We start from the raw sequence: 23160 nt of genomic DNA, 5'->3' as shown, positions 1-23160 counted from the left end.
TCCTGATGGCAACCGGGTGGTTTTCGTTCGGATGCGGAACGGAAAATCCGCTCCCCCCACAACCACCCCATATACCCGACCCCGTGACAGCATACGACGAGGAGGATTACCAGGACCACACGCTCAGCGACAGCCTCCTTTACGACAAGATTCTCGGTAGCCTCGTAGGATCCGCGATCGGGGACGCCATGGGGGCACCGACGGAAATGTGGAACCAACCGGACATCAGCGACGAGTACGGCCACGTAGATAGCCTGGACCTGGTACTCCGGGAGCCCAGTCCCGAAGGTCCCTGGAACTACAATCTACCCCCCGGAGCCGGCACCGACGACACCCGCTGGAAAGCTCTGATGACGGACTATACGCTCCGCGAGCACGACTTCCGAAGTGCCAACGGGCCGCTGGTTTTTAGTGCCGCCCGGTTCAGTGAATTCATCAACGAGCGCTACGCCGTCAGCATCGACGAGCTGAAGGCCACCACGGGCCTGGCTCCGGAACCGCTGGAAGATGCCATGCGCCGCCTCACCTGGTTACAGGAATGGGCGCGGGTGACTCGGGCGTACGCCGCGGGGGACCTCGATGGGTACCGCAACGCCCTGGCCCGCTTCTACGGCGGCGAAATGTCGTGTGCCGGGATGCTGTACGCTCCCGTGATCGGCGCCGCCTACCCGGGTAGGCCCCTGGCCGCCTACCGGGGAGCCTACGAACTCGGACTTTTCGATCTGGGGTACGCCCGCGATATCACCGGCCTGACTGCCGCCCTCACGGCCGCCGCCTTTACGCCCGGAGCTTCACCGGAAACTTTCGTGCAGGTAATGCGCGAAGTGGATCCGGAGGGGTTCTTCCGCTCGCGTCTGCTGGGCCGGGTAGCTTACCAGCAGTTTCGTCAGGCGCGGGGAATTGTCCGGATTGCGCGCCGGCTGAACCGGGAAGACGTGCGGGAGATGAAATTGCGGATCCCGGAGAGCTATCCCTACGACAGCCTTACGTACGCGCAGACACAGAAAGCCTACGAACTGCTAGCGCAATCCAGACAGGACGTGCCTTTCCACGCCGGAGAGATTAACCTCATCAACCTGACGGCCCTGTTGTTTTCGGACTATGCTTTCGCTCCGGCCATGGAGTTCGTCGTGAACTACGGCCGGGACAATGACACCGTGGCGGCCGTCACCGGCGCTATCCTGGGAGCATTGCACGGATTCCGGGGACTGCCCGTCGACCAACGCGAAATGGTTCTGCGGGTGAATCGGGAAGTCCTGGAGATCGATCTGGAGGCGCATGCCGCCGCGCTGACGCAAGCCGTGCTCGCCCGCCGCGCCCTTCCTAATACCGCCGCTGAGCCCGGGAGTTAGCGACGGCTGTAATTCGGAGCCTCCTTGGTGATCGTGATGTTGTGGGGGTGGCTCTCCGTCATTCCCGCGCCCGTGATGCGGACGAACTGGGCGGACTGCAGATCGTCGATCGTGGCCGCTCCGCAGTATCCCATGCCGGCCCGCAGACCGCCCAGGTACTGATTGACGACTTCGGCGAGACTACCCTTGTAGGGGATACGGCCTTCGATTCCTTCGGGGACGAGTTTTTTGACGTCGTCTTCGACGTCCTGAAAGTACCGGTCCTTACTGCCCTTATTCATGGCGCCGAGCGAACCCATGCCGCGGTATACCTTGAATTTGCGACCGTCGTACAGAATGGTTTCCCCGGGACTTTCGTCGACGCCGGCGAAGAGGCTACCGGCCATGATGGTCGACGCGCCGGCGGCCAGGGCCTTGACGATATCTCCGGAGTAACGAATCCCTCCGTCGCCGATCACCGGTACTCCGGTGCCCTGCAGCGCGGCCGCGGCGTTCGCGATAGCGGTCAACTGAGGGACCCCCACGCCGGCAACGATGCGGGTAGTGCAGATGGATCCGGGACCCACGCCCACCTTCACGCCGTCGGCTCCCGCGTCGGCCAGGGCCCGGGCGGCGGGCCCGGTCGCTACGTTACCCCCGATGATCTGGAGATCCGGAAAGGCATCCTTGGTCCGGCGCACCGCCTCGAGGACCCCCCGACTGTGCCCGTGGGCGGTGTCGATCGTAATGACGTCTACGTTGACGTCGACCAGTGCCTGTACCCGGTCGAGCATATCGCTGGTCACGCCGATGGCCCCGCCAACCACGAGACGACCGAAGGAGTCCTTACAGGCATTCGGGTAGTCCTGTACCTTCAGAATATCCTTGTAGGTGATGAGGCCGACCAAGATGCCGTGATCGTCCACCACGGGAAGCTTCTCAATCTTGTGACCCTGCAAAATTTGCTTGGCTTGTTCGAGATTCGTCCCCACGGGGGCCGTCACCAGTCTTTCGGTAGTCATCACCTCGCTGATGGGGCGCTGGGAGGCCGTTTCGAAGCGGAGGTCACGGTTGGTAAGAATACCTACCAGAGCGTAGCCGTCATTGACGATGGGGATTCCGCCGATGTGGTGTTTGGCCATCAGGTGCTTGGCATCGGCTACGGTAGCATCGTGTTTTAGCGTGACGGGGTCGACGATCATGCCGGACTCCGAGCGCTTGACCATCCGGACCTGTTCGGCCTGCTGGGCAATGGTCATATTTTTATGGACGATACCGATCCCTCCCTGTCGCGCAATAGCGATGGCCAGGCGACCGTCGGTAACGGTATCCATGGCGGCGGAAACGATGGGAGCGTTGAGGCGAAGACCGCGCGTGAGCTGACTGGATAGATCTACCTCCCGGGGGAGTACTTCGGAATAGGCAGGCAGCAGCAGTACGTCGTCGAAGGTCAAACCCTGGACGGAAAAGCGGTCGGGGTAGCTTTGGTTGTCTTCCATGCGCAAAGGTATGTAAAATGCCCCGGCTTTCACCCTAGGAACGACGGCCAATCCCCGTAAATCGTGCGAGACACGGCGATCTATTCAGCCCGCTTACGGTCATAAAAGCCCCCGCCAACCCCCGGACACACCGGAACATCGATTCGCGATTCTGGGTTCCATGTAGGGAAAACTCAAGCGTATGGAAACCATGGATCAAGTCCGGGAACACGCCCCCACCGGCCGTGTAAGCGATCACACTTCCGCCGCCGCAAACCGGGAGATCCGGCAGGACATCGTCCGTCGCGTCGAGGCACTGGCCCGGAACCCCGCCGGAATCGACCGCCGGCTGGGCAAACTGCAGGACGAGTGGGACGTCGAACGAATGCTGGAAACCAACGCCTCTACGCTCGTTCTTACGGGACTGGCCCTGGGGCACCTGGTCGACCGCCGCTGGTACCTGCTTTCTGGAACCGTCGCGGCTTTCTTGCTGCAACACGGCATCCAGGGTTGGTGCCCGCCCCTCTACGTACTCCGGAAGCTGGGTTACCGGACCCGCCAGGAAATTGACTGGGAGCGTACCGCCCTGAAGGCCGTACGTGGGGACTTCGCCGAATTGTCCGAAATAGACGATCCCGGCGAACGGGCCCGCGCGGCGCTGACCTCCGCCGGTGACTAACTAGCGCTCCACCAGCGCAAGCGTCGCTACGCTCAATCGTAGGTCGGTATGGGCATCCAGCAGAGCGTTGCCACAAAAATCCAGGGTGGCGCCGGTGGTCATCACGTCGTCCACCAAAAGTAAGTGCGCCCCCGTAAAATCGCCCCGCCCCGTGGTAAAGGAATCGCGGACATTCTCCAGTCGCTCGAGTTTGCCCCTGCGGGTCTGTGACCCCCGGAAGTCGGTGCGCCGCAGGGCTGCCGGGTAGGTTGGCCGGTCCAGCACCCGGGCTACACCTTCGGCGATCATCTCCGCCTGATTATACCCACGTTCCTGACGGCGGCGGTCGTGGATCGGTACCGGTACTACTCCCGTCAGGTCATCTAGGCCCGCTACCCGGGCGAGGATTTCACCGAGTCTTTCGCCCAATAACCGACCGACATCCGGGCGATTGTGATATTTCATGGCGTGGATGAGCTGCTGGCACACGTTTCCCTCCCGGAAAGTATAGGCGGCAATACCGTGGCAGATGGGCAGCCGGCCGGCCAGCCGGTCGTGAATCTCATTCTCCGGAAGCCGCCAGTGATCGATCACGGGGAGGTCCGCCTCGCAGGGCAGGCACAGGAGCGCCTCCCGCCGAGCCACCGGGCGCCGGCAATTCAGGCACGCGTTCGGAAAGAACAGACTACCGAAACCCCGCAGAAGGTCCGTGATCCCCATTAGTCGATGTACCGCCACTTGCGAAGAAAGCGCACGCCCACCGACAGTTCCAGACTGAAGTTGCGGATGGCCCGCTCGCCGATGCTGGTATTGCCGCCACCGCCGGGGTTGATCACGTTGGTGATGGTGCCCTGTTTGTACTGAAAACTGAGGTCCGGTTGGGCACTGAACTCGATGAACCCCCCCATACCTTCGGTGAGCGGGAAGTTGGCGCCGCCGCCCACCGTCACTCCGTAGGTGAAGCGGTTGATAAAATCGTAGGAGTCGATGGGGAAGTCAAGTCCGAAAGCGACCCCCTGACTGTTACTCAGCTGATCGTACTCGCTCAGGTTGGTGCTAATATTGTATTCCGCCCGCACCCCGAGGAGGTAGTACAGATCGGCCAGGCGGGTATAGCTGACCACTTGCTTGCCCCCGATGCCGAGCGACAGGTTATTGAAGACGAAGCTGTTCGCGGGAAGACGGATCTGGTTACCCTGGAAGGTCAGCACCCGGCGCCGGCTGATGCGGCTGCCCCGCTGGTGATATCCGAGCTGTCCCCAGAAACTGAAGGTGCGTCCGGCGGGGATCGATTCCAGGAAGGCGTCGGCGTGGAACCCCGGATTGAGTTCGGTTTCGATGTTCGACCAGTCCTGGCTACCCAGGCTCAGCCCTCCGCGCACCCCGAAGAAGTATCCGCCCCAGTCTTCGCCGAAGATGCCCTCCTCATCGACGATCTGGGCGTTCAGGAACAGGGGAAACAGACAGACGAATAACAGGAAGGGACGGAACATGGAGGTAAGTTACCGTATCCGCAATTGTTGGCCGACGGAAATGGTATTGCCGGTCAGGGCGTTCAGCCGTTTGAGTTCTTCGACGCTGACGCCGTAGCGCCGGCTGATGCCGTAGAGCGTATCGCCAGCCTGCACGGCGTGGTAGCCGGCCGCGGGGCGATTGGGGTTGCCGGCGGGCGTGGTGGCCGGCGGGGTCACGACGGGTTGGTCGGGAGATACCACGGGACGGGGGTCGGGTTGGGGTGTCGGAGCGGTAGGGTTGTAGGGGGGGATGTCCGTATCCGGTTGGCCCATGTCCAGAAAGCCGTCCTCGTCGGGTTCCACGACCGAGGTCGGCGGGATGACCGGACGTACGGGACGCGCACTTACATTCGGGTTTTCCAGGCGCGGGGCGGTGCGCACCTTGCTTCCCCGGAGTTTGATCTGCTCCCCGGCGGCGGGGTCGGCCTGTTCACCTACGCGGTTGCGGCGGGCAAGGTTCTTAATGCGGAGTCCGTACTGCTGGGCGATATCGTACAGGTCCTCCCCGGCGGCAACCGTGTGGTAGCGTTCGGGGCCCCGGTAGGAACGCCGCTTCTTCTGGATGAAGATCCGCTCGCGGGAATCCACCAGCTGGTTTTCGCTGACCAACTCTTCGTTGTAGTCCAGTAGGCGCCGCACGCTGAGGTCTACCTTGCGGGCGACTTCCTGCACGCTCAGCGGGGCCTCGCTGACGAAATAGCTCACGTCGTTGGTATTGAGGATGCCCGTGATGGCTTCCTCCACCGGCACTTCAATATTAATCGGGGTGGTGGCTCCGGGGCGGTCGTACTGGTCGAGTTTGTGCCGCTCGATCAGGGTGATCAGCAGTTCGGGGTAGCGGGGGTTGGTCGCGTAACCCGACTTGCGGAGTCCCCGGGCCCAGGCCTTGTAGTCCATGGGCTCGAGCCGGAAGAGGAAGCCGTAGCGAAAACTCTTGCGCGGGTCGCGGAGAAACTCGGAGTGCGCCACGAAGCTGGCGTCGGCGTTGCGGTACTGCCGGAAGCAGCTCTTCGTGAGGCGGCCACGATCGTCGTAGTCGTCGTCTTCGCGGTAGACTTTGTCGCCGTTCCAGTTGCTGCCGCACTTGATGCCGAAGTGGTTCTTAGCCGTCCGGGCCAGGTAACTACGACCGGAATCACTTTCCAGGATGCCCTGGGCCAGTTTTATGCTGGCGGGGACGCCGGAGCGTTCCATTTCCTGCATGGCGATCTTCTTGTACCGATCGATGTAGGCCTCCTGGTCGCTGATTTCTTCGGCGGTCCAGGTAAAGGGTGCGGAATTAGCGGTGGCAAGGAGGGAAAGGAATAGGAAAAGTCCGGTCAGTAGTTGTTTCATGGCAGTCTCGAATCGTACGTCTAGCTCTAACGGCTAATTTCCGGACCTTCGTCCGATCACGCTACAATTTTTGGCTTTTTTTTAGATTTTACCCCGTGGCTGGCTCCCGCGCGCCCGCCGCCCTACCTTCGCCCGCATGCCCATCCAAGTAAACTCCGAAATTTCGCCCCTGCGCCGGGTCATCGTCCACCGCCCCGATGCCGGCACCTCCACCATAACACCGCGACGGGCCGAGGAACTGCTCTTCGACGACATCGTTTACCTGCCCCGCCTGCAGGAGGAGCATGACGTCTTCACCGACGTGCTGCACGCCTTTCTCGGCGACGGCGGCGTGCTCGAGATCGGCAAGCTCGTAGAAGAAGCCATTGCCGCCTCCCCGGAGGCCACGGCCGAAACCCTCGACCTCATCATCAACTTCGAGGAGCTCCCCGCCGGCTACGCGACGAAGCTGGCCGAGCTGCCGCCCGCCGAACTGGCCGAAGTGCTCATCACCGGCTACGCCGCTAAGTCCGACCGGGTCCTCTTCGATCCCATCCCCAATTTCATCTTCACCCGCGACATCGCCGTCACCCTCAACGACCATATCCTGGTCACCAAGGCCGCCAAACAGGCCCGGAGCCGCGAGAACTTCCTCACGCGGCTGGTCATCATCGCCCACCCCATGTTCGCCGAACTGTGGAAGAGCGATCGCGTCATCAATCTTAACGATGTCGACACCTTCCCGCCCAGTAAATTGGGGGAGAAAGTATTTCTCGAGGGTGGAGACGTCATGTTACTCAACCGGGACTATTTGCTCATCGGCGACAGCGAGCGGTCCAATACCTACAGCATTCGCAAACTGGCCAATCACCTGTTCGAACGGGGCGTGGTGCGCAACGTCGTCCGGGTCAGCGTACCCGCCGAGCGGAGTTTTATGCACCTGGACACCATCTTTACCCAGATCGATACCCACGACTACGTCAGTTACCAACCCATCATCGCCGAAGGCGGGCGGCAGGCCGGCGTGGAGGTGTGGCGCAGTTCGGGCGGCACGGCTACCTATACCAGCCTGAAGGAATGCATCCTCCAGGAAATCGACCCCGTTGCTAACTTCATCTCCGCCGGCGACGGACGCAGCCCCTTTCAAGAGCGGGAGCAGTGGACCGACGGCTGTAACCTGGTCGCCCTGGCCCCGGGAATCGCCCTTACCTACGACCGCAACCCGGTCACCGCCGCAACCCTCGCGCGTAACGGTTATACCATCGTAAAGGCAAAACACCTGCTGAAGCAGATCAAAGCCGGCGAAGTCGATGTTAACTCCCTGAACAAGACGATCATCACGCTGCCCAGCGCGGAACTCAGCCGGGGGCGGGGCGGTAGCCACTGTATGACCTGCCCGGTGGAACGCGGGTAAATCACGACCATGTACCGATACTTTTTTCTCCTGCTGTTCCTTTCGCAGCAGTTAGCGGCCCAGTCCGACACCCTGTACACCCTGCCCGACGCTACCGTGGTCGGATTTCGCGACCAGCTGCCGGCCCGGCGGGTCGCGGCCAGCATCAGTACCCTCCGTACCGGGGAGTTACGGCAGTATCCCGCCGCCGATCTGTTACCCGCGATGAACCGCTTACCCGGCGTGCGCTTCGAGGAGCGGGCACCCGGCAGCTACCGCATCAGCGTGCGGGGCAGTACGCTGCGCAGTCCCTTCGGCGTCCGGAACATCAAGGTGTACTGGAACGGCATCCCCCTGACGGAACCGGGCGGAGATACGCCGCTCAACTTTCTGGACGTCAACAATATCGACCGGGTAGAACTGATCCGCGGTCCGGCCGGAAGTCTCTTCGGAGCGGGTACGGCGGGCACGCTTCTGCTTTCCACGGATACCCTGGCGCGTCCGGCCACGCTGGATGTTTCCGGCGGTTCGTTTGGTTTCTTCCGGGCGGGCGCGCGGGTGCAATGGCCTTCGGGAAGAGCGGACGACGCAGGGCCGCACCATTACCAGTTGCGGGTGACCCACCAACAAACCGAGGGCTACCGCGACCACTCCTCTCTCCGGCGACAAACCGCTCAGGCGTCCGCGCGCTGGTCGGTTTCTCCCCACCGGAATTTTAGCCTGCACGCCCTGTACACCCGGCTGGGCTACGACCTGCCCGGCGGTTTAAATGCGGAGCAGTACGCCGCCGACCCCCGGCAGGCACGGCCCGGCAGTGCCGAGACGAACGCCAGCATCAACTACGACAACCTGTTGGTGGGGCTTACCCAGGAGTGGGCGCGGGGCCGGTGGAGCAACCAGACTACCCTGTACGGCACCGGGTTTTACTTCGACCACCCCTTCAACTTCGACTATAAACGGGAAACTAACCTTGGCGTCGGCGGCCGCACGGCCTTCGATTACGCCCTGCCGCTGCGTACCTCCGTACTGAACCTATCCCTCGGGGCGGAAAGCCAGCTCCAGTACCGGATGGCCAATAATTTCGGCAACGAATCCGGCACGCCCACGGAGCTGAACTTCAGCGACGAGATCCTCAGCACGCAACGGATCCTGTTTTTCCAGGCCCAGTATACTATTGATGACTGGCGCTTTTCCGCCGGCCTGAGCCTGAATGACCTCGGCTATCGGGTAGACCGGACCTTCAGTGCCGACGGCCCGGTCGGCATCACGGAGAGCAACCTGCGCGGCGTCGCGAGTCCGCGCCTCGCGGCACTCCGTGATTTCGGGTCGTGGAGTCTGTACGGAAGCATCAGCAGCGGTTTCAGTCCGCCGACGCTGGATGAGTTCCGCACCAACGAGGGCTCCATCAATACGGCGCTACGCCCGGAACGGGGCACGAATTACGAGGTCGGCGCCAAGGGCCGGCGGGGCCGGGTCGCCTACGAGCTTGCCCTGTTCTACCTACGCCTGACCGAAACCATCAGTACCTACTCCGACGCCCGCGGCACCACGCTCTTCCGCAATGCCGGGAATACGGAGCAGCGGGGGCTGGAATTCCAACTGGATTATGCCGCCGGTCCGTGGTTGGATCTCTACGGTAGTTACACCTATCACCGCTTCACTTACGGCACCTACGCCCGCGGCGGAACGGATTATTCCGGCAACCGGTTGCCGGGCACGGCTCCCCACATCGTTAATCTGGAGGCCCGGTTTCGGCTTCCCGCCGGTCTCTACCTGACCGTCACCGAAAACTACACCGACGCCATCCCCCTCAACGACGCGGGGACGGTATCCGGGGAAGCTTACCACCTGCTCCGCGCCCGGGCGGGGTGGCGCGGGACGATCGCCCGTTCGGAGTTGGATTTTTTCCTGGGGGGTAGCAACTTGCTCGACGAGCGCATGAGCTTCGGCAATGACCTGAATCCGCAGTTCGGGGGGCGCTATTACCAACCGGCTCCCGGTAGAAACTGGTTCGTAGGAGTGTCCGTAACGCCCTAGCGGTTACCGGTGGGGTAGCGTACCTTTCCCCCATGCGTTACCTTATCCTTTTCCTGACCCTGGCTGCCGTAGGCGCCTGCTCCCGCCCCGGCGGCGTATCGGAATCCCCCTCCAATTCACCGAGCGAAGAGACCTTTCTCCTGGGGACTTACGACGATCCCGGGGTCCACGAACCCGGCATCTACCGCTTTGCCCTCGTGGCGGACGGTACGGTCACCAATCGGGGGCGGGTAGTAGAGGCCGAAAACCCCAGTTTCCTCGCGTACAGTACCGACCGTAGCGTGCTGGTGTCGGTCGAACAAGTCCAGCAGGGGGACGGCCGGGTGGTATCGTTCGCCGTTGCCGGTGACAGCCTAAGCGTACGCAACCGGCAAACGTCCGGCGGCAACGGCCCGTGCCACGTCAACGTCGGCCCGCAGGGCTACGTGATGGTGGCGAACTACAATGGAGGCAACGCAGAGTTGCTGCGGATCGACGGCCGGGGGAACTTATCCGAGCCCCTCGACCTGCAGGACCACCGCCAACGCGGCGCGGAAACACCCCACGCCCATTCCTCCTACTTTCTGAACGGCGGCACCGAAGTCCTCAGCGTCGACCTGGGCACCGATGAGGTCTGGCATTACCGCATCGATACGGCGCGGGAGGCGCTCATCCCCATGACCCCCCCGGCCGCGAAAATGAAGGACGGCGCCGGCCCCCGCCACCTCTCGGTCCATCCCAACGGACGGTGGATCTACGTCATCAACGAGCTGAACAGCACGGTCACCCAGCTGGAGCGCAGGGACGGTAAGCTGACGGTCCGCGATAGCTGGTCCACGCTGCCCGACGACTTCGCCGGAGAGAGCTTTTGCGCGGACGTGCACGTGAGCACCGACGGCCGCTTTCTGTACGGCTCCAATCGCGGACATAACAGCATCGTAGCCTACGCCATCGACCAAGCGACGGGCGCCCTGACCACGCTCGAGCACGAGCCCGTAGCGGGCGACTGGCCCCGCAATTTCGCCTTATCTCCACGGGAAGATTTTCTTCTGGTCGCGAACCAGCGCTCCAAGAACATCACGACGCTCCGGCGCGACGCCGACACCGGACTCCTCGATTACGTGAGTTCGGTATCGGCGCCCGTTCCCGTCTGCATTCTGTTCTAGGTCCTTACTTCTTCTTCGCCGACTTCTTCGCTCCCTTTTTGGCCTTTGCCGCCGACCGGAAACGGAAGACGAGCGTAGCCAGGGGGGGAAGGGTGAGCTCGATGTGGTTGGGACGGCCGTTCCATTCGCTGGGGACTGACGACATGGTTTCCAGCGAGTAGTTGCCGGTACCGCCGTACTGCTCGTCGTCGCTGTTGATGACGGGCTCATAACTGCCCGCGAAGGGCACTCCGATGCGGTACTTGTTGCGAACGGTCGGCGTGAAGTTGTGGATGATGGCCACGATGTCCTCTTCGTCCTTTCCCCGGCGCAGGTAGCTGAGTACGCTGTGCTGGTGATCACCGATATCGATCCATTCGAAACCTTTCGGGTCGTAGGCGTACTCGTAGAGGGCGGTCGTGCTACGGTAGAGATCGTTGAGGTCCGCCACGAACTTCTGGAGCGTGGCGTGGGGCTTGTACTGCGTCAGGCTCCAGTCGATGCCGCGCTCGATGCTCCATTCACTGGTCTGCCCGAATTCACCGCCCATAAAGTTCAGTTTACTCCCCGGGTGGGTCATCATGTAGCCGTAGAGCAGGCGCATATTCGCGAACCGCTGCCATTCGTCGCCGGGCATCCGGTCGATGAGGGGACCCTTACCATGGACCACCTCGTCGTGGCTCAACGGTAACATGAAATTTTCGCTGAAGGCATACACGAGGGAGAAGGTCAGTTCGCCGTGGTGGTAGCTGCGGTGAACCGGATCGTTCTTGAAGTAATTCAGGGTGTCGTGCATCCAGCCCATCATCCACTTCTGCCCGAAACCGAGTCCGCCGATGTAGGTGGGGCGGCTTACGCCGCTGAAGGCAGTGGATTCCTCGGCGATTGTCATCGTATCGGGGAAGTCGCGGTAAACCGCTTCGTTGAACTCCCGGATGAAGTCGATGGCCTCCAGGTTCTCGTTACCCCCGTACTGGTTCGGGATCCACTCCCCGGCCTTACGGCTGTAGTCGAGGTACAGCATGGAAGCTACGGCGTCCACGCGCAGGCCGTCGATGTGGTAGCGGTCGAGCCAGAACAGTGCATTGGAGATCAGAAACGAACGGACTTCGTTACGTCCGTAGTTGAAGATCGCGCTCTTCCAGTCGGGGTGGAAGCCCTTGCGCGGATCGGCGTGGTCGTAGAGGTGGGTGCCGTCGAACTGAGCCAGACCGTGGGCGTCGTTAGGAAAGTGACTGGGGACCCAGTCAAGGATGACGCCGATGCCCGCCGTGTGCAATTTGTCGACCAGGTACATGAAATCCTGCGGCCCCCCGAAGCGGCTCGACGGGGCAAAATATCCGGTGATCTGGTACCCCCAACTCGGGAAGTAGGGGTGCTCCATGACCGGTAGGAACTCGACGTGGGTATAGTTCATCCGCCGCACGTAGTCGACCAGTTCCGTGGCGAGCTCACGGTACGAGAGGCTCTCGTTCTTTTCGTTCTTCTTCCAGCTGCCGAGGTGCACTTCGTAGACCGAGTAGGGCCGGTCGATACCGTTGTGGCGGTAGCGATCCTTCATCCAGCTTTCGTCTTCCCACTCGTAGAAGGTGTCCCACACGATGCTGGCGGTCTTCGGCGGCGTTTCCCAGAGCCGAGCGTAGGGATCTCCCTTTTCGAGTTGCTCGCCGTTCTGACTTTCGACCGCGTATTTATATACCGTGCCGCTCTCGACGCCTTCGATGAAGCCCTCGTAGATACCGCTACTGTCCCAGCGGGGAAAGAGACGGTGGCCGTCCCGGTTCCAACCGTTAAAGTCACCGATCACGCCTACCGACTTAGCGCTCGGCGCCCATACCGCGAAATAGGTACCGCGTTTCCCGTCCACTTCGATGACGTGGCTGCCGAGTTTATCGTAGATGCGGAAGTTCTTTCCGGCGCGAAATAGGTTGATGTCGTAATCGGTGAAGAGGGAGTGTGAGGTAACGGTAGCAGGCACTGGCACAGGCAATAATTTTGGTGGTGATGATCCGATTTACGTTTGGTAACGCCAAAGGCCGGTGGATGTTAAGCGCATTGACGGGTTCTCGGAGATAAAGGCGGTACGCGCCCTTCACGGACCACCGGCCCGGGGCCAAACGCCGCCCTGTACACTTGCGCCAGCGCGAAAGCGTACCCCATAAAAAACGGGACCCGGTGACCGCATGGCCCGGATCCCGTCAGGAAAATAGTCTTAAGCTCGTAGGAATTACTTCCGGCCGCCCTTCAGCTCGTCCTGAAGCTTCTTCAGCTCTTCGGTCTTTCCGGCGGCGGCCAGTTTGGCCTGTTCCTGCCAGGTATCGGGCTTAGCCAGGCGGAAGCGGGCTCCGGCCTCCTGCAGCACGTCGGCAAGTTTCTTTTCACTGGCACCGGCGAGGTCGGCGTAAGTGTTGATCCCGGCCTTGTTCAGCAGACCGGCGATTTTGGGGCCTACGCCCTCGATCTTCTTTAGATCGTCGCCCTTAGCCTTGGTGGCTTTTTTGGGGGCGGCGGCCTTTTTCGGGGCGGCGGTCTTCTTGGTCTTCGCGTCGGCCATGGGCTTGTCCTGGGGCGTCATGACCGGTTTGCTGGCGGGGGCACCGGCCGCGGCCTTGATGGTGGTATCCTGCTTCGCGGTCTTTTTGGCGGGTGCCTTCTTCGCGGCGGCGGCCTTCTTCTTGGGGGCGGCTTTGGCGGCTTCCTGTACCTGCTCCAGGGAGAAGCAGCAGTTGGTGGAGCCGTGTCCGCTGTCGGTGTAAGCCTCGGCGCTGTCGTCGTTGGCCCAGTGGTGACCGTCTACCAGGTAGCGGAACTGGTAATGGCCGGCGGGCAATTCGGTGTTGCCGGCGTACGATCCTTTAGAGGCCTTCAGCTTAAGGCCCTGCTCCCAGTTCCAGTCGTTGAAGTTGCCGAGTACCCGTACGTCGCGGCTTTCGCCGACGCGCTCCTGGGGCAGTTCGAAGGTGACCTTGTACTGCTGCTTGGACTTTACGTAGGTGGACTTGATCATGGTAGTGTGTGTATTTAGTACAAAATTATAGCGATACGCCCTGAACGTCAAAGCTTTGGGCGGGGTCGCAGGTGCAATGGGGTAACGTGAGCAATGCCTATTGGTTTACAGACCTAATATGCTGCGCCGTTTTGCGGCCCGGTACGGCATTTACTGGGCCGGGGCGGTGATTTCCCCAATTTTCCACGGAAACCGTAACCCAAAAAAAAGATCGAGTTTTATCGCCGTTTTACCACCTGGCACGTCAGTCGGGAGGTACAGATGGTCCTGCCCTGCTCGTTTTCGATGTCAATTTGCCACACCTGTACGGTTCTGCCGACCCGTACGGGGCGCACCGTCCCCCTTACGCGCCCCCCCTCCGGTACGCTGCGCAGGTGGCTGGCGTTGATGTCCACGCCCACCACGATATACGCCCCGGGATCGGTGAGGCTGAGGAAGCCCGCCACGCTGCCGAGAGTCTCGGCCAGGGCTACGGAGGCCCCGCCGTGGAGTAAGCGAAAGGGTTGTACGGTGCGTTCGTCCACCGGCATCTCGGCCGTAAGGTAATCGTCGCCGATCTCTACGAACCGGATGCCGAGGGTAGCCCCGAGGGTTCCTTCGTTCAGGGCGTTGAGAGCGGCGAGGGTAGGGGGTGTCTTCCAGATCATACCGCGGTGGCCGGCTCGGTGAGGGTATTGCGGCGACTGATCTCCACGATCACTTCCGCCGCCTTTTGCATCTCGAATACGCTTGCCCATTCGTAGCGGGAGTGGAAGGCGTGCTCCCCGGCGAAGATGTTGGGGCAGGGCAGACCCATGAAACTGAGTCGCGATCCGTCGGTTCCGCCGCGGATGTGGGATCGACGCACCCGTAGCCCTACGGCACGGATGGCCTCCTCGGCCAGTCGCGTCACGCGGGGATGCTGGTCGAGCACTTCTTTCATGTTGCGGTACTGTTCGGTCACTTCCAGGTGGATGAAGCTGTTGGGATAATTCGGCCCCACCTCGGAGATGATGTCGCGCAGTACCCGGGCGTGGTCGTCGAGCCGGGCGGTGTCGAAGTCCCGCAGAATGAACTCGATGCGCGCGCTTTCGGCCTTGGCGGAGAGTTCTACCGGATGAATGAAGCCCGCGCGGTCGTCGGTAGTTTCCGGACTCAGCTCCGCCCGGGGCAGGGCGGCAATAATGTCGGCGGCGATCTTGACGGCGTTCTCCAGTTTCCCCTTCGCGAATCCCGGGTGGCTGCTCACGCCGGCGATGGTGATCACGGCACCGTCCGCGCTGAAGGTTTCGTCCTCGATGCTGCCCCGGGCCTCCCCGTCGATGGTATAGCCGAAGTCGGCGCCCAACTTCTCCATATCCACCGCGTTGACTCCGCGACCGATCTCCTCATCCGGCGTGAAGAGGATGCGAATGCGCCCGTGGGGCACTTCGGGGTGCTCCCCCAGATACTCCACCGCCGCCATGATCGCGGCGATGCCGGATTTGTTGTCGGCGCCCAACAGCGTGGTGCCGCTGGCCGTGACGATGTCGTGCCCGATGTTTTGGCGGAGTCCCGGGAAGTCGTCCGCCCGCAGGACTACCTGGGGGTCGTCGGGCAGGACGAGATCCTGGCCCTGGTAGTTACGGTGTACGATGGGCTTCACTCCGCTGCCGCTGGCGTCGGGACTCGTATCCATATGCGCGCAGAAACAGATGACGGGCAGCTGCTCCATCCCCGGGGAGGCGGGCAGGGTGGCGTAGACGTAGCCGTAGCGGTCGAGGGCGGCATCGGTGAGCCCGAGTTCGCGGAGCTCCTCCGCCAGAAGGCGGCCGAGGTCGCGTTGCTTATCGGTGGACGGTTGGGATTTGGAGTGCGGATCCGACTGGGTATCGATGCGCACGTAGCGAAGGAAGCGATCGAGAACGTTCATGCCGACAAAGTACGCTGCCCCGTGCACTCACTCGAACATTTACCCACCTACGCGGCATCTAACCAAATCACACCGCTCCCGCGGCCCCGCCCCGTAAACCGAACGAACGATGACAACTTCCGCTACCCTGGTCGCCCTAGCCGTACTAGCCCTGGCCGGTGGACTACTCTACTACATTTTCCGGGATGAGCCCATGGGCCCGCTGCCCGAATTTCGGAAACAGTGGCGGCGCTTACTGCGCAAGGAAGTCACCTTTTATTCCACGCTGAGTCGTTCGGAAAAAAAGCGCTTCCAGGACCGGATGCGCTACTTCTTTCAGCGGGTCAAGATCACCGGCATCGATACCGAAGTGACCGAACTCGACCGGGTACTCGTAGCCGCCAGCGGACTGATTCCCACCTTCGGGTTCGAAGACTGGAACCAGTACCCGAAATTGCGGGAAGTGCTGCTTTACGCTAATACGTTTAACCGGGACACTTTCGCGACGGAAGGGGAGGGGCGCGACGTAGCCGGTATGGTCGGCGGCGGGTACATGAACGGCAAGCTCCTGCTCTCCCAGCAGGCACTGCGGCGCGGTTTCGCCAACGCCGGCCGCGACAATACCGGCATTCACGAGTTTACCCACCTGCTGGACAAGGCCGACGGAGATACCGACGGTATTCCCGACTACTTCCTGGACCACCAGTACCTCATTCCCTGGGTGGAGATGATGCGCGGAGAGATGGAAGCCATCCAGCGGGGCGATTCCGACATCGATAACTACGGAGCCACGAACAAGGCGGAGTTTTTCGCCGTAGCGGCCGAGTACTTCTTTAACCGCCCGGCGGCCTTCGCCAGCAAACATCCCGAGCTTTTCGCGCTGATGGAGCGCATCTTCCACCAGGACCTGGACGGTGACGGCGGGGTAGGCACCGTGGCCCAGCGGGATCCGGTAGCAAATACCTAGCCCAACAAACAACTATCGGCGGGGGTGGTTAACGTAACCTATGATACCCGACATTCGCCAGCGTTACAACGATTCCTTTACCAACGAGGCCTACCAGGCCATGATCGCCTGGCTCGGCGGTCAGTACAACCACGATCCCAAATTCCACGTAGCGGAAACGCCCGTGTTCTTTCCCCGGGCCTTTCGGGACCGTGTCTTTGCCGCCTGTGAGGATGTGCTGGACGTGATCGCCGCCCCCGGTTACGCGGAGCGGGTAGCCGCCGCCATTCCGCCGGGAGAGTTCGTGCCGGGACAGAACGAACACCCCCTCTTCCTGCAACTGGACTTCGGAGTCTGCCGGGCCGAGGACGGTACCGTCGTACCCCAGCTCGTGGAGGCGCAGGGCTTTCCTTCCCTGTACCACTTTCAGCATCTGCTGGACCGCAGTTTTCGCCGCTTTTTTCCCGTCCCCAAAGGATTTTCCGCCCGCTTCGACGGGTCTACCGACGAAGAATACCTGGAAACCTTACGCGGCGCTATTCTGGGGGGGCATGCCCCGGAGCACGTCGTGTTGCTCGAGGTGGACCCAAAGGCCCAGACTACCCGCATCGACCTGGTGGTTGCCTGTGCCGAACTCGGGATCCGGGAAGTTTGTATCAGCGAACTGGAACTCGACGCCGGCGTACTGTACTACGACCGGGACGGGGAGCGCACGCGGGTCAGGCGCATCTACAATCGCGTGATCTTTGACGAACTCAAGGCCCGGACCGATCTGCGGCGGCGGTTCAATATGATCGAAGTGGCGGACGTGGAGTGGGCCGGGCACCCCAACTGGTTCTTCCTCATCAGCAAGTACAGCCTGCCGTTCATCCGCAGTCCGTACGTGCCGGAGACGACTTTCGTTTCCGAACTGGATCACCCGCCGGTGAATCTGGCGGATTACGTACTCAAACCCCTGCACAGCTTTGCCGGTATGGGCGTCAACCTTCATCCTACCGAAAGCGATCTGCGCGATCTCGAACGGCCCGAACACTTCATCCTGCAAAAGAAAGTGGAGTACGTTCCCATCGTCCGTACGCCGGACGAAATGGCCCGGGTGGAGCTGCGGATGATGTACCTCTGGCTACCGGGAAACGAACGTCCGACCCTGGTGAACAACCTGGTCCGGTTGTCGAAGGGCGAGATGATCGGCGTCCGCTACAATAAGGGTAAGACCTGGGTCGGCGGTACCCTCGGTTACTTCGAGCAATAGCTTCCTCATTCCCGCACTCCCCGTATGCTAAATCACTACTTACATGAAATACCTTACTGCACTCCCGCTTCTTTTGCTGTGGGCCTGCGACGCGACTACCCCCACCGAACCGACTACCCCCACGGCGGAAGCGGTGGAACTGACGGATCCGTACTCCCTTCCCAGCATCGACGGAGACGCCTTTAACGTAATCGTGGAGATTCCCGCCGGCACCAGCCACAAGATCGAGTACCATCCCGATCGGGGATACGCCAACGACACCTTACCGGACGGCTCTTTGCGGGTGATCAATTTCCTGCCGTACCCCGGTAATTACGGTTTCATCCCTTCGACGCTGGTAGAAAAGACCCGGGGCGGTGACGGCGATGCCCTGGACGTACTCGTGATCGGGGAATCGGTGCCTACGGGCACCAAGTTGCGCGTTCATCCCATCGGTACCCTGATGCTGCGGGACCGGGGGGAAATCGACACCAAGATCATCGCCGTACCGGCCGATACCAGTGCACGGGTTTACCGGGCGGATAACTTTCTCGATTTTTCGCTCGGCAACGATGCCGCTAAACGGATCATCGAAACCTGGTTCCTGAACTATAAGGGACCCAACGCGACCGAGCTGCTGCGCTGGGAGGACGAGGCCTACGCCTGGCGGGAGGTGCGCCGCTGGCGTACGGACGTCGATCCGGTGCAATAAGTTAAATTTCAATCAATTTGTAGTAAGCAGCGAGCATTTTGCCGGCTCAACCGTTACAATGGTCCCCTACAGGACGATAATTCGTTGGATGGCCAATGAATTACCATACTTGGGCGTTATTTGCCTCCTCAGGGTATTTACCCGGTTGCGCGGATCGGCTCCGGCCACCACCAGCCTTAATCTTGACGTATAAATGAAACGTTTACTCTCTCTCGGAATCTTACTCTCGGCCACTGCCCTTAGTGGGCAGAGCTTTGAGTGGAACAAGGACAAACCCGCCGCCCACCCCAAGGAAGTGCAGCACGATCCACAGTCGTACGACCGGGCATACAGCGAGCGACAGACCGGTCTGGCCGGTATTTACGCCGCCGACGCCGAGGGTACACCGACCGCCTACGGGGAAACCTACTACGCGGAAGAGATGACCACCAGCCACGCCGCCCTCCCGTTGGGTACCCTCCTACGGGTTACGAATACCGAGAACGGCCGCAGCGTCGTGGTTCGGGTTACGGACCGCGGCCGCGAGTGCGAAGACTGTCTCGTTACCCTGAGCCGGGTTGCCGCGGACAAACTGGGCATCACCTCCTCCGCTCCCGTCAGCCTCGAACGCAGTGGTTTCAGCAACTGGAATCCGCTTCCCCCTTCCGAAATTGCCGCTCCGTCCACGTACAACCGGGCCCCCGTGCTTGCCGCCTCCACGGAACCGACCGGCGGGGGTATCGTCGCACCGTCTCCGGACGTAGCCGTACGCAAGCCCGCCGCCGAACCGACCCGCTCTAGTGTGATGAACCGCGAGGTTGCGCCCACGCCGGCTACCTTTAATCGCTATCCCTCGACCGCTTCCCCGGAAGTCGCTGCGGTGAAGCCACCCTCACCCACCGTACCCGGTCGTCAGGAAGCCCGGGGTGGTACCGCCCTGCCCCCCGCTGCCGCCGCCGCCGCCGCCGCTCCCCAGCAGGAAGCATTTGCCGTTCAGTTAGGTGCTTACAACAACGAAACCTATGCCCAGCGACGCGTTGCCGAACTGAAGGAACAGGGGCTTACCGACGCCTTCTACCGCGCCTTCACCAAGCCCGACGGGCAGGTCATCAACCGCGTCTACTCCGGAAGTTTCGGCAGTGTCAACGAAGCGCAGCAGGCCGCCCAGGTTATTCAGGGGAAGTACAAGCTTTCCGGCATCGTCGCCAAGATGTAAGTTGCCCGGAACAGAAAAATTCGCAAAGGATGCGGGGTCAGACGACCTCGCATCCTTTTTTTTATTTTCGCGGTTTCACCTTTGTTAGGCTTAAATTAGAATTTTCCTATAGTATTGCTTATCCTTTCCGAACATTCAACGGGTCGGAGGAAGCGTAAGCAAACTTTCTGCGAAACTCCGGTAGCCGGATTTCCGTTTTCGTTTTGATTAGAGCTGAACCCAGATGACGAATAACTCCCCAGCCCCCCTACAGCCCGCTACGGTGCTCTTCATCGTGGCCGTTATCCTTTTCCTGGCCTGTGGATGCGGTGGGGAAACGAACCGGGTGCTCGTCTTCTCTAAGACGGCCGGCTTTCGCCATGCTTCCATCGAAGCCGGGCAGGAAATGTTTCGCAAACTGGCCAGCGAGAAATCCTTCACCGTCGATTTCTCCGAAGATGCAACGGTCTTTAACCAGGACAATTTGAGTAAGTATAAGGTCGTCGTGTTCCTGAGCACCACGGGAGATATTCTCAACGATGCCCAGCAGCGGGAGCTCGAGCGCTTCCTGGAAGCCGGCGGGAACTGGATGGGTATTCACGCGGCGGCGGATACCGAATACGACTGGCCGTGGTACAATCAGCTGGTAGGCGCTTATTTTCTCAGTCACCCGCGGGGACAACCCCGGGCTACCATCATCGTCGAAAATCACGACCATCCGGCAACGGCCTTTCTCGGTGATACCTGGGTGCGCAACGACGAATGGTACAACTATAAATCCATTCAGGACGATTTTACGACCTTACTGCGCCTGGACGAGAGTACCTACGAGGGCGGCAAAAACGGTGATAACCACCCCATCGCGTGGTATAAGGCAGTGGCTAACGGGCGTATGTTCTACACCGGTCTGGGCCATACCGACGAATCCTACCGGGAACCCGAGTTCGTCCGTCACGTATCCGGTGGCTTAGACTACCTATTCGGTAATGAGCGCCCGGTCCGTTACGCGGATAAGAGCGTGGAGCGGGGCGGTGCTTCTCCCAATATTCCCTAGGTCCGGTGGCGGCCGGCCGGCTTTAATCGACCAGCGATGCTCCCGTATCGACCAGGACGTAATTAACGTAGCAACGTAAGGGGGTGTGCCAAACGTTAATGTGTTATAAAAGCGTTTGGCAAATGGTTGTTTGGCTACAGTACATTTCTTTGATCGCCGGAGGCCTCCTCGTGCTTCTCCTGCTGGCGGGTATCGTCGGTGGAGTGGACGCCGACGTGGATATTGACGCGGAGGGCGGAGCGGAAGGCGGAAGTGGGTTCGGCTTTGGGATCGTAAAGGGTGGCCTTACCTTCCTCTCCGTGGGGGCCTGGGTGGCTAAGCTGCTACTCCTGGCCAGTACCCATCCCGTGGCGGCAATCGTATCGGGCGTGGGCGCGGGAGCCGTAGCGGTGTATTTGATGTCTTTACTGGTAAAGTGGATACTCGGCTACGAGGAAAACGTCAACTGGTCGGTCGAGGATACGCTCCTGCAATCCGGTCGGGTATACCTGAGAATCCCGGCGGCGGGGGAGGGGATCGTGCACGTCACCGTGAAGGGAGCGGTACGGGAACTTAAGGCCCGCAGCAGTTCGGGGACGGAAATTCCGACCGGGGCCAATGTATACGTAGAAGATTATACCGCGGAGGGCACCTTGCTCGTCAGCGATAGCGATGCAGCGACGAACCTGGCCTTACCCCCTACCTCACCCTAAAATTCTATGACCATGGAACCCTTAATTATGACCGGTGCGATTGCCGGCGTTCTGTTTATTTTCCTGCTGTGGCTGGTTAGCCGGTACAAACGGTGTCCGTCGGATAAGATCCTGGTGGTCTACGGCCGTACCGGTAGCGAGGCTTCGGCGAAGTGCTATGCGGGCGGGGGCACCTTCGTCTGGCCCGTGATTCAGGACTACCGTTACCTGGATCTTACGCCACTTTCCATAGACGTCAACCTACAGGATGCACTCTCCAAGCAGAACATCCGGGTAAGCGTACCGGCCCAGTTCACCGTGGGCATCAGCAACAAACCACATCTGATGTTGGCGGCCGCCGAACGGTTACTGGCCCTGGAGCGGAGCAACATCTCGAGCCTTAGCCACGACATCATCATGGGGCAGATGCGCCTGGTGATCGCTAATATGGACATTGAGGAACTCAATATCGATCGCGATAAATTCGTCGAAAGCGTCTACCGCAACGTAGGCGAGGAGTTGCACAAAATCGGCCTCGAGTTGATCAACGTCAACGTAACCGACATTCAGGACGAATCCGGCTACATCAAAGCCCTCGGACAGGAAGCGGCCGCCAAGGCCATCAACGACGCCAAGATCAAGGTAGCCAACGAATTGCGTACCGGCAGCATTGGTGAAGCGGAAGCCCAACAGGATCAGCGTTCGAAGGTAGCCGATGCCAACAGCCGGGCGGAGATCGGCGAAGCCGCCGCGCTGCAGTCGCAGCGCATCCAGGTGGCCGCCGCCAACAGCCGGGCGGAAATCGGAGAGGCCGAAGCACAACGGGAGCGCCGCATCAAAGTGTCCGAGGCGGAAAGCTTCGCCCAGATCGGGGAAGCGGCGGCCCGCGCCGACGCCACCCAGGGGAAGAACACCTCCGAAATCAAGATCGCCGAAAGCAACGCGGCACGGGACGTAGCGATGGCCGAGGCCCGCCGCCGTGCCGAAGCCGCCCGCAAAGTCGCCGAAGCCAACGCCCGGGAGGAAGCCTATAAGGCCGAGCGGGAGGCGGAAGTAGCCCGGGCCGCTACCGAAAAAGCACGCATGGAAGCCGAGCAGGTGGTCGTGGCCGATATCGAGAAACAGAAGGCCATCATCGCCGCTCAGGCCGAGGCGGAACGCCGCCGGGAGATTGCCCGCGGTGAAGCCGACGCCGTACTCCTCCGGTACCAGGCCGAAGCCCAGGGCATGGAAGAACTTCTCCGTAAGCAAGCCGATGGCTTTCAGAAGTTGGTCAGTGCCGCCGGTGGCAACCCCGAAAGCGCGATCAATTACCTCATGCTCGATAAACTCACCGAGCTCACGCGGATCCAGACGGATGCCATCAAGGATATCGACATCGATAAAGTCGTGGTGTACGACAGCGGCAACGGAAAGGGCGTCGGAAACTTCGTGCAGGGGCTTTACGGAATGGTGCCCCAACTCAACGATTTTCTCCGGCAGAGTGGCATGACGCTGCCCCGGGGGCTGGTGGAGGATTCGCCCACTCCCCCGGTAGCCGCTAAGCCTAGCAACGGACACGCCGAGACCAGGAAGCAGGAAGGGTAGTACAGCCCCGTTGCGGGCCCACATCGCATTATCCGGGTACTTTATTTGTTTGAACATTT

The 23160-nt window shown here is 61.0% G+C and carries 20 protein-coding genes; 12 read left to right on the top strand and 8 right to left on the bottom strand.

Annotated features, from left to right (window positions below; all coding sequences use genetic code 11):
* Window positions 1-83: 83 nt before the first annotated feature.
* A complete protein-coding gene (locus tag NMA52_RS07635) occupies window positions 84-1352 on the top strand; it encodes an ADP-ribosylglycohydrolase family protein (protein WP_254827068.1) in 1269 nt (422 codons plus the stop codon).
* Here NMA52_RS07635 and guaB read toward each other — a convergent pair.
* A complete protein-coding gene (gene guaB, locus NMA52_RS07630; protein WP_254827067.1) occupies window positions 1349-2830 on the bottom strand; it encodes an IMP dehydrogenase in 1482 nt (493 codons plus the stop codon). The genes NMA52_RS07635 and guaB overlap by 4 nt on opposite strands.
* Window positions 2831-3011: 181 nt before the next feature.
* Between guaB and NMA52_RS07625 the strand changes: the two genes are divergently transcribed.
* The gene (locus NMA52_RS07625) at window positions 3012-3488 is read left to right on the top strand and encodes a DUF2892 domain-containing protein (protein ID WP_254827066.1); all 477 of its coding nucleotides are present in this window, start codon (window positions 3012-3014) and stop codon (window positions 3486-3488) included.
* On the opposite strand, the gene NMA52_RS07620 is transcribed toward NMA52_RS07625, so the two are convergent.
* The 3 genes from NMA52_RS07620 to NMA52_RS07610 are packed head-to-tail and all read right to left on the bottom strand — an operon-like array spanning window position 3489 to window position 6316.
* Window positions 3489-4187 (bottom strand): ComF family protein, encoded by a 699-nt coding sequence (locus NMA52_RS07620; RefSeq protein ID WP_254827065.1) that lies wholly within the window; start codon window positions 4185-4187, stop codon window positions 3489-3491.
* Window positions 4187-4960: a hypothetical protein gene (locus NMA52_RS07615; protein WP_254827064.1), complete on the bottom strand. Its 774-nt coding sequence runs from the start codon at window positions 4958-4960 to the stop codon at window positions 4187-4189. Before NMA52_RS07615 ends, NMA52_RS07620 begins: the two co-directional genes overlap by 1 nt.
* A 9-nt stretch (window positions 4961-4969) precedes the next feature.
* Complete coding sequence (locus NMA52_RS07610) at window positions 4970-6316, bottom strand: glucosaminidase domain-containing protein (protein ID WP_254827063.1); 1347 nt, start codon at window positions 6314-6316, stop codon at window positions 4970-4972.
* Window positions 6317-6452: 136 nt separating this feature from the next.
* Between NMA52_RS07610 and NMA52_RS07605 the strand changes: the two genes are divergently transcribed.
* The 3 genes from NMA52_RS07605 to NMA52_RS07595 are packed head-to-tail and all read left to right on the top strand — an operon-like array spanning window position 6453 to window position 10870.
* Window positions 6453-7709, top strand: a complete 1257-nt coding sequence (locus NMA52_RS07605; RefSeq protein WP_254827062.1) for an arginine deiminase family protein — start codon at window positions 6453-6455, stop codon at window positions 7707-7709.
* 9 nt (window positions 7710-7718) lie between these two features.
* Complete coding sequence (locus NMA52_RS07600) at window positions 7719-9725, top strand: TonB-dependent receptor domain-containing protein (protein ID WP_254827061.1); 2007 nt, start codon at window positions 7719-7721, stop codon at window positions 9723-9725.
* A 32-nt stretch (window positions 9726-9757) separates the two neighbouring features.
* Window positions 9758-10870 carry a lactonase family protein gene (locus NMA52_RS07595; RefSeq protein ID WP_254827060.1) on the top strand — a complete coding sequence of 371 codons (1113 nt, stop codon included), beginning with the start codon at window positions 9758-9760 and terminating at the stop codon, window positions 10868-10870.
* A gap of 4 nt (window positions 10871-10874) precedes the next feature.
* On the opposite strand, the gene glgB is transcribed toward NMA52_RS07595, so the two are convergent.
* The 4 genes from glgB to pepT form a co-directional block, all read right to left on the bottom strand.
* Complete coding sequence (gene glgB / locus NMA52_RS07590; protein WP_371930949.1) at window positions 10875-12827, bottom strand: 1,4-alpha-glucan branching protein GlgB; 1953 nt, start codon at window positions 12825-12827, stop codon at window positions 10875-10877.
* A 249-nt stretch (window positions 12828-13076) separates the two neighbouring features.
* A complete protein-coding gene (locus NMA52_RS07585) occupies window positions 13077-13856 on the bottom strand; it encodes a helix-hairpin-helix domain-containing protein (RefSeq protein WP_254827058.1) in 780 nt (259 codons plus the stop codon).
* A gap of 218 nt (window positions 13857-14074) precedes the next feature.
* On the bottom strand, window positions 14075-14503 hold the full coding sequence (locus NMA52_RS07580; protein WP_254827057.1) for a hotdog fold thioesterase: 429 nt from the start codon (window positions 14501-14503) through the stop codon (window positions 14075-14077).
* Window positions 14500-15747 (bottom strand): peptidase T, encoded by a 1248-nt coding sequence (pepT, locus tag NMA52_RS07575; RefSeq protein ID WP_254827056.1) that lies wholly within the window; start codon window positions 15745-15747, stop codon window positions 14500-14502. Before pepT ends, NMA52_RS07580 begins: the two co-directional genes overlap by 4 nt.
* Before the next feature lie 109 nt (window positions 15748-15856).
* Between pepT and NMA52_RS07570 the strand changes: the two genes are divergently transcribed.
* The 7 genes from NMA52_RS07570 (at window position 15857) to NMA52_RS07540 (ending at window position 23101) form a co-directional block, all read left to right on the top strand.
* Window positions 15857-16693 (top strand): zinc-dependent peptidase, encoded by an 837-nt coding sequence (locus NMA52_RS07570; protein ID WP_254827055.1) that lies wholly within the window; start codon window positions 15857-15859, stop codon window positions 16691-16693.
* A 40-nt stretch (window positions 16694-16733) separates the two neighbouring features.
* Window positions 16734-17924: a hypothetical protein gene (locus NMA52_RS07565; protein ID WP_254827054.1), complete on the top strand. Its 1191-nt coding sequence runs from the start codon at window positions 16734-16736 to the stop codon at window positions 17922-17924.
* 43 nt (window positions 17925-17967) lie between these two features.
* On the top strand, window positions 17968-18615 hold the full coding sequence (locus NMA52_RS07560) for an inorganic diphosphatase (RefSeq protein ID WP_254827053.1): 648 nt from the start codon (window positions 17968-17970) through the stop codon (window positions 18613-18615).
* Window positions 18616-18808: 193 nt separating this feature from the next.
* Window positions 18809-19810, top strand: a complete 1002-nt coding sequence (locus NMA52_RS07555; protein ID WP_254827052.1) for a septal ring lytic transglycosylase RlpA family protein — start codon at window positions 18809-18811, stop codon at window positions 19808-19810.
* A 223-nt stretch (window positions 19811-20033) separates the two neighbouring features.
* Complete coding sequence (locus tag NMA52_RS07550; RefSeq protein WP_254827051.1) at window positions 20034-20843, top strand: ThuA domain-containing protein; 810 nt, start codon at window positions 20034-20036, stop codon at window positions 20841-20843.
* 122 nt (window positions 20844-20965) lie between these two features.
* Window positions 20966-21535: a hypothetical protein gene (locus tag NMA52_RS07545; protein WP_254827050.1), complete on the top strand. Its 570-nt coding sequence runs from the start codon at window positions 20966-20968 to the stop codon at window positions 21533-21535.
* A gap of 12 nt (window positions 21536-21547) precedes the next feature.
* Window positions 21548-23101 (top strand): flotillin family protein, encoded by a 1554-nt coding sequence (locus NMA52_RS07540; protein WP_254827049.1) that lies wholly within the window; start codon window positions 21548-21550, stop codon window positions 23099-23101.
* The last annotated feature ends 59 nt before the right edge of the window (window positions 23102-23160 follow it).

Source organism: Lewinella sp. JB7 (assembly GCF_024297185.1).
GTDB lineage: Bacteria > Bacteroidota > Bacteroidia > Chitinophagales > Saprospiraceae > Neolewinella.
Note: the sequence above shows the minus strand (reverse complement) of the source record. Positions and strands in the feature narration are given on the sequence as shown.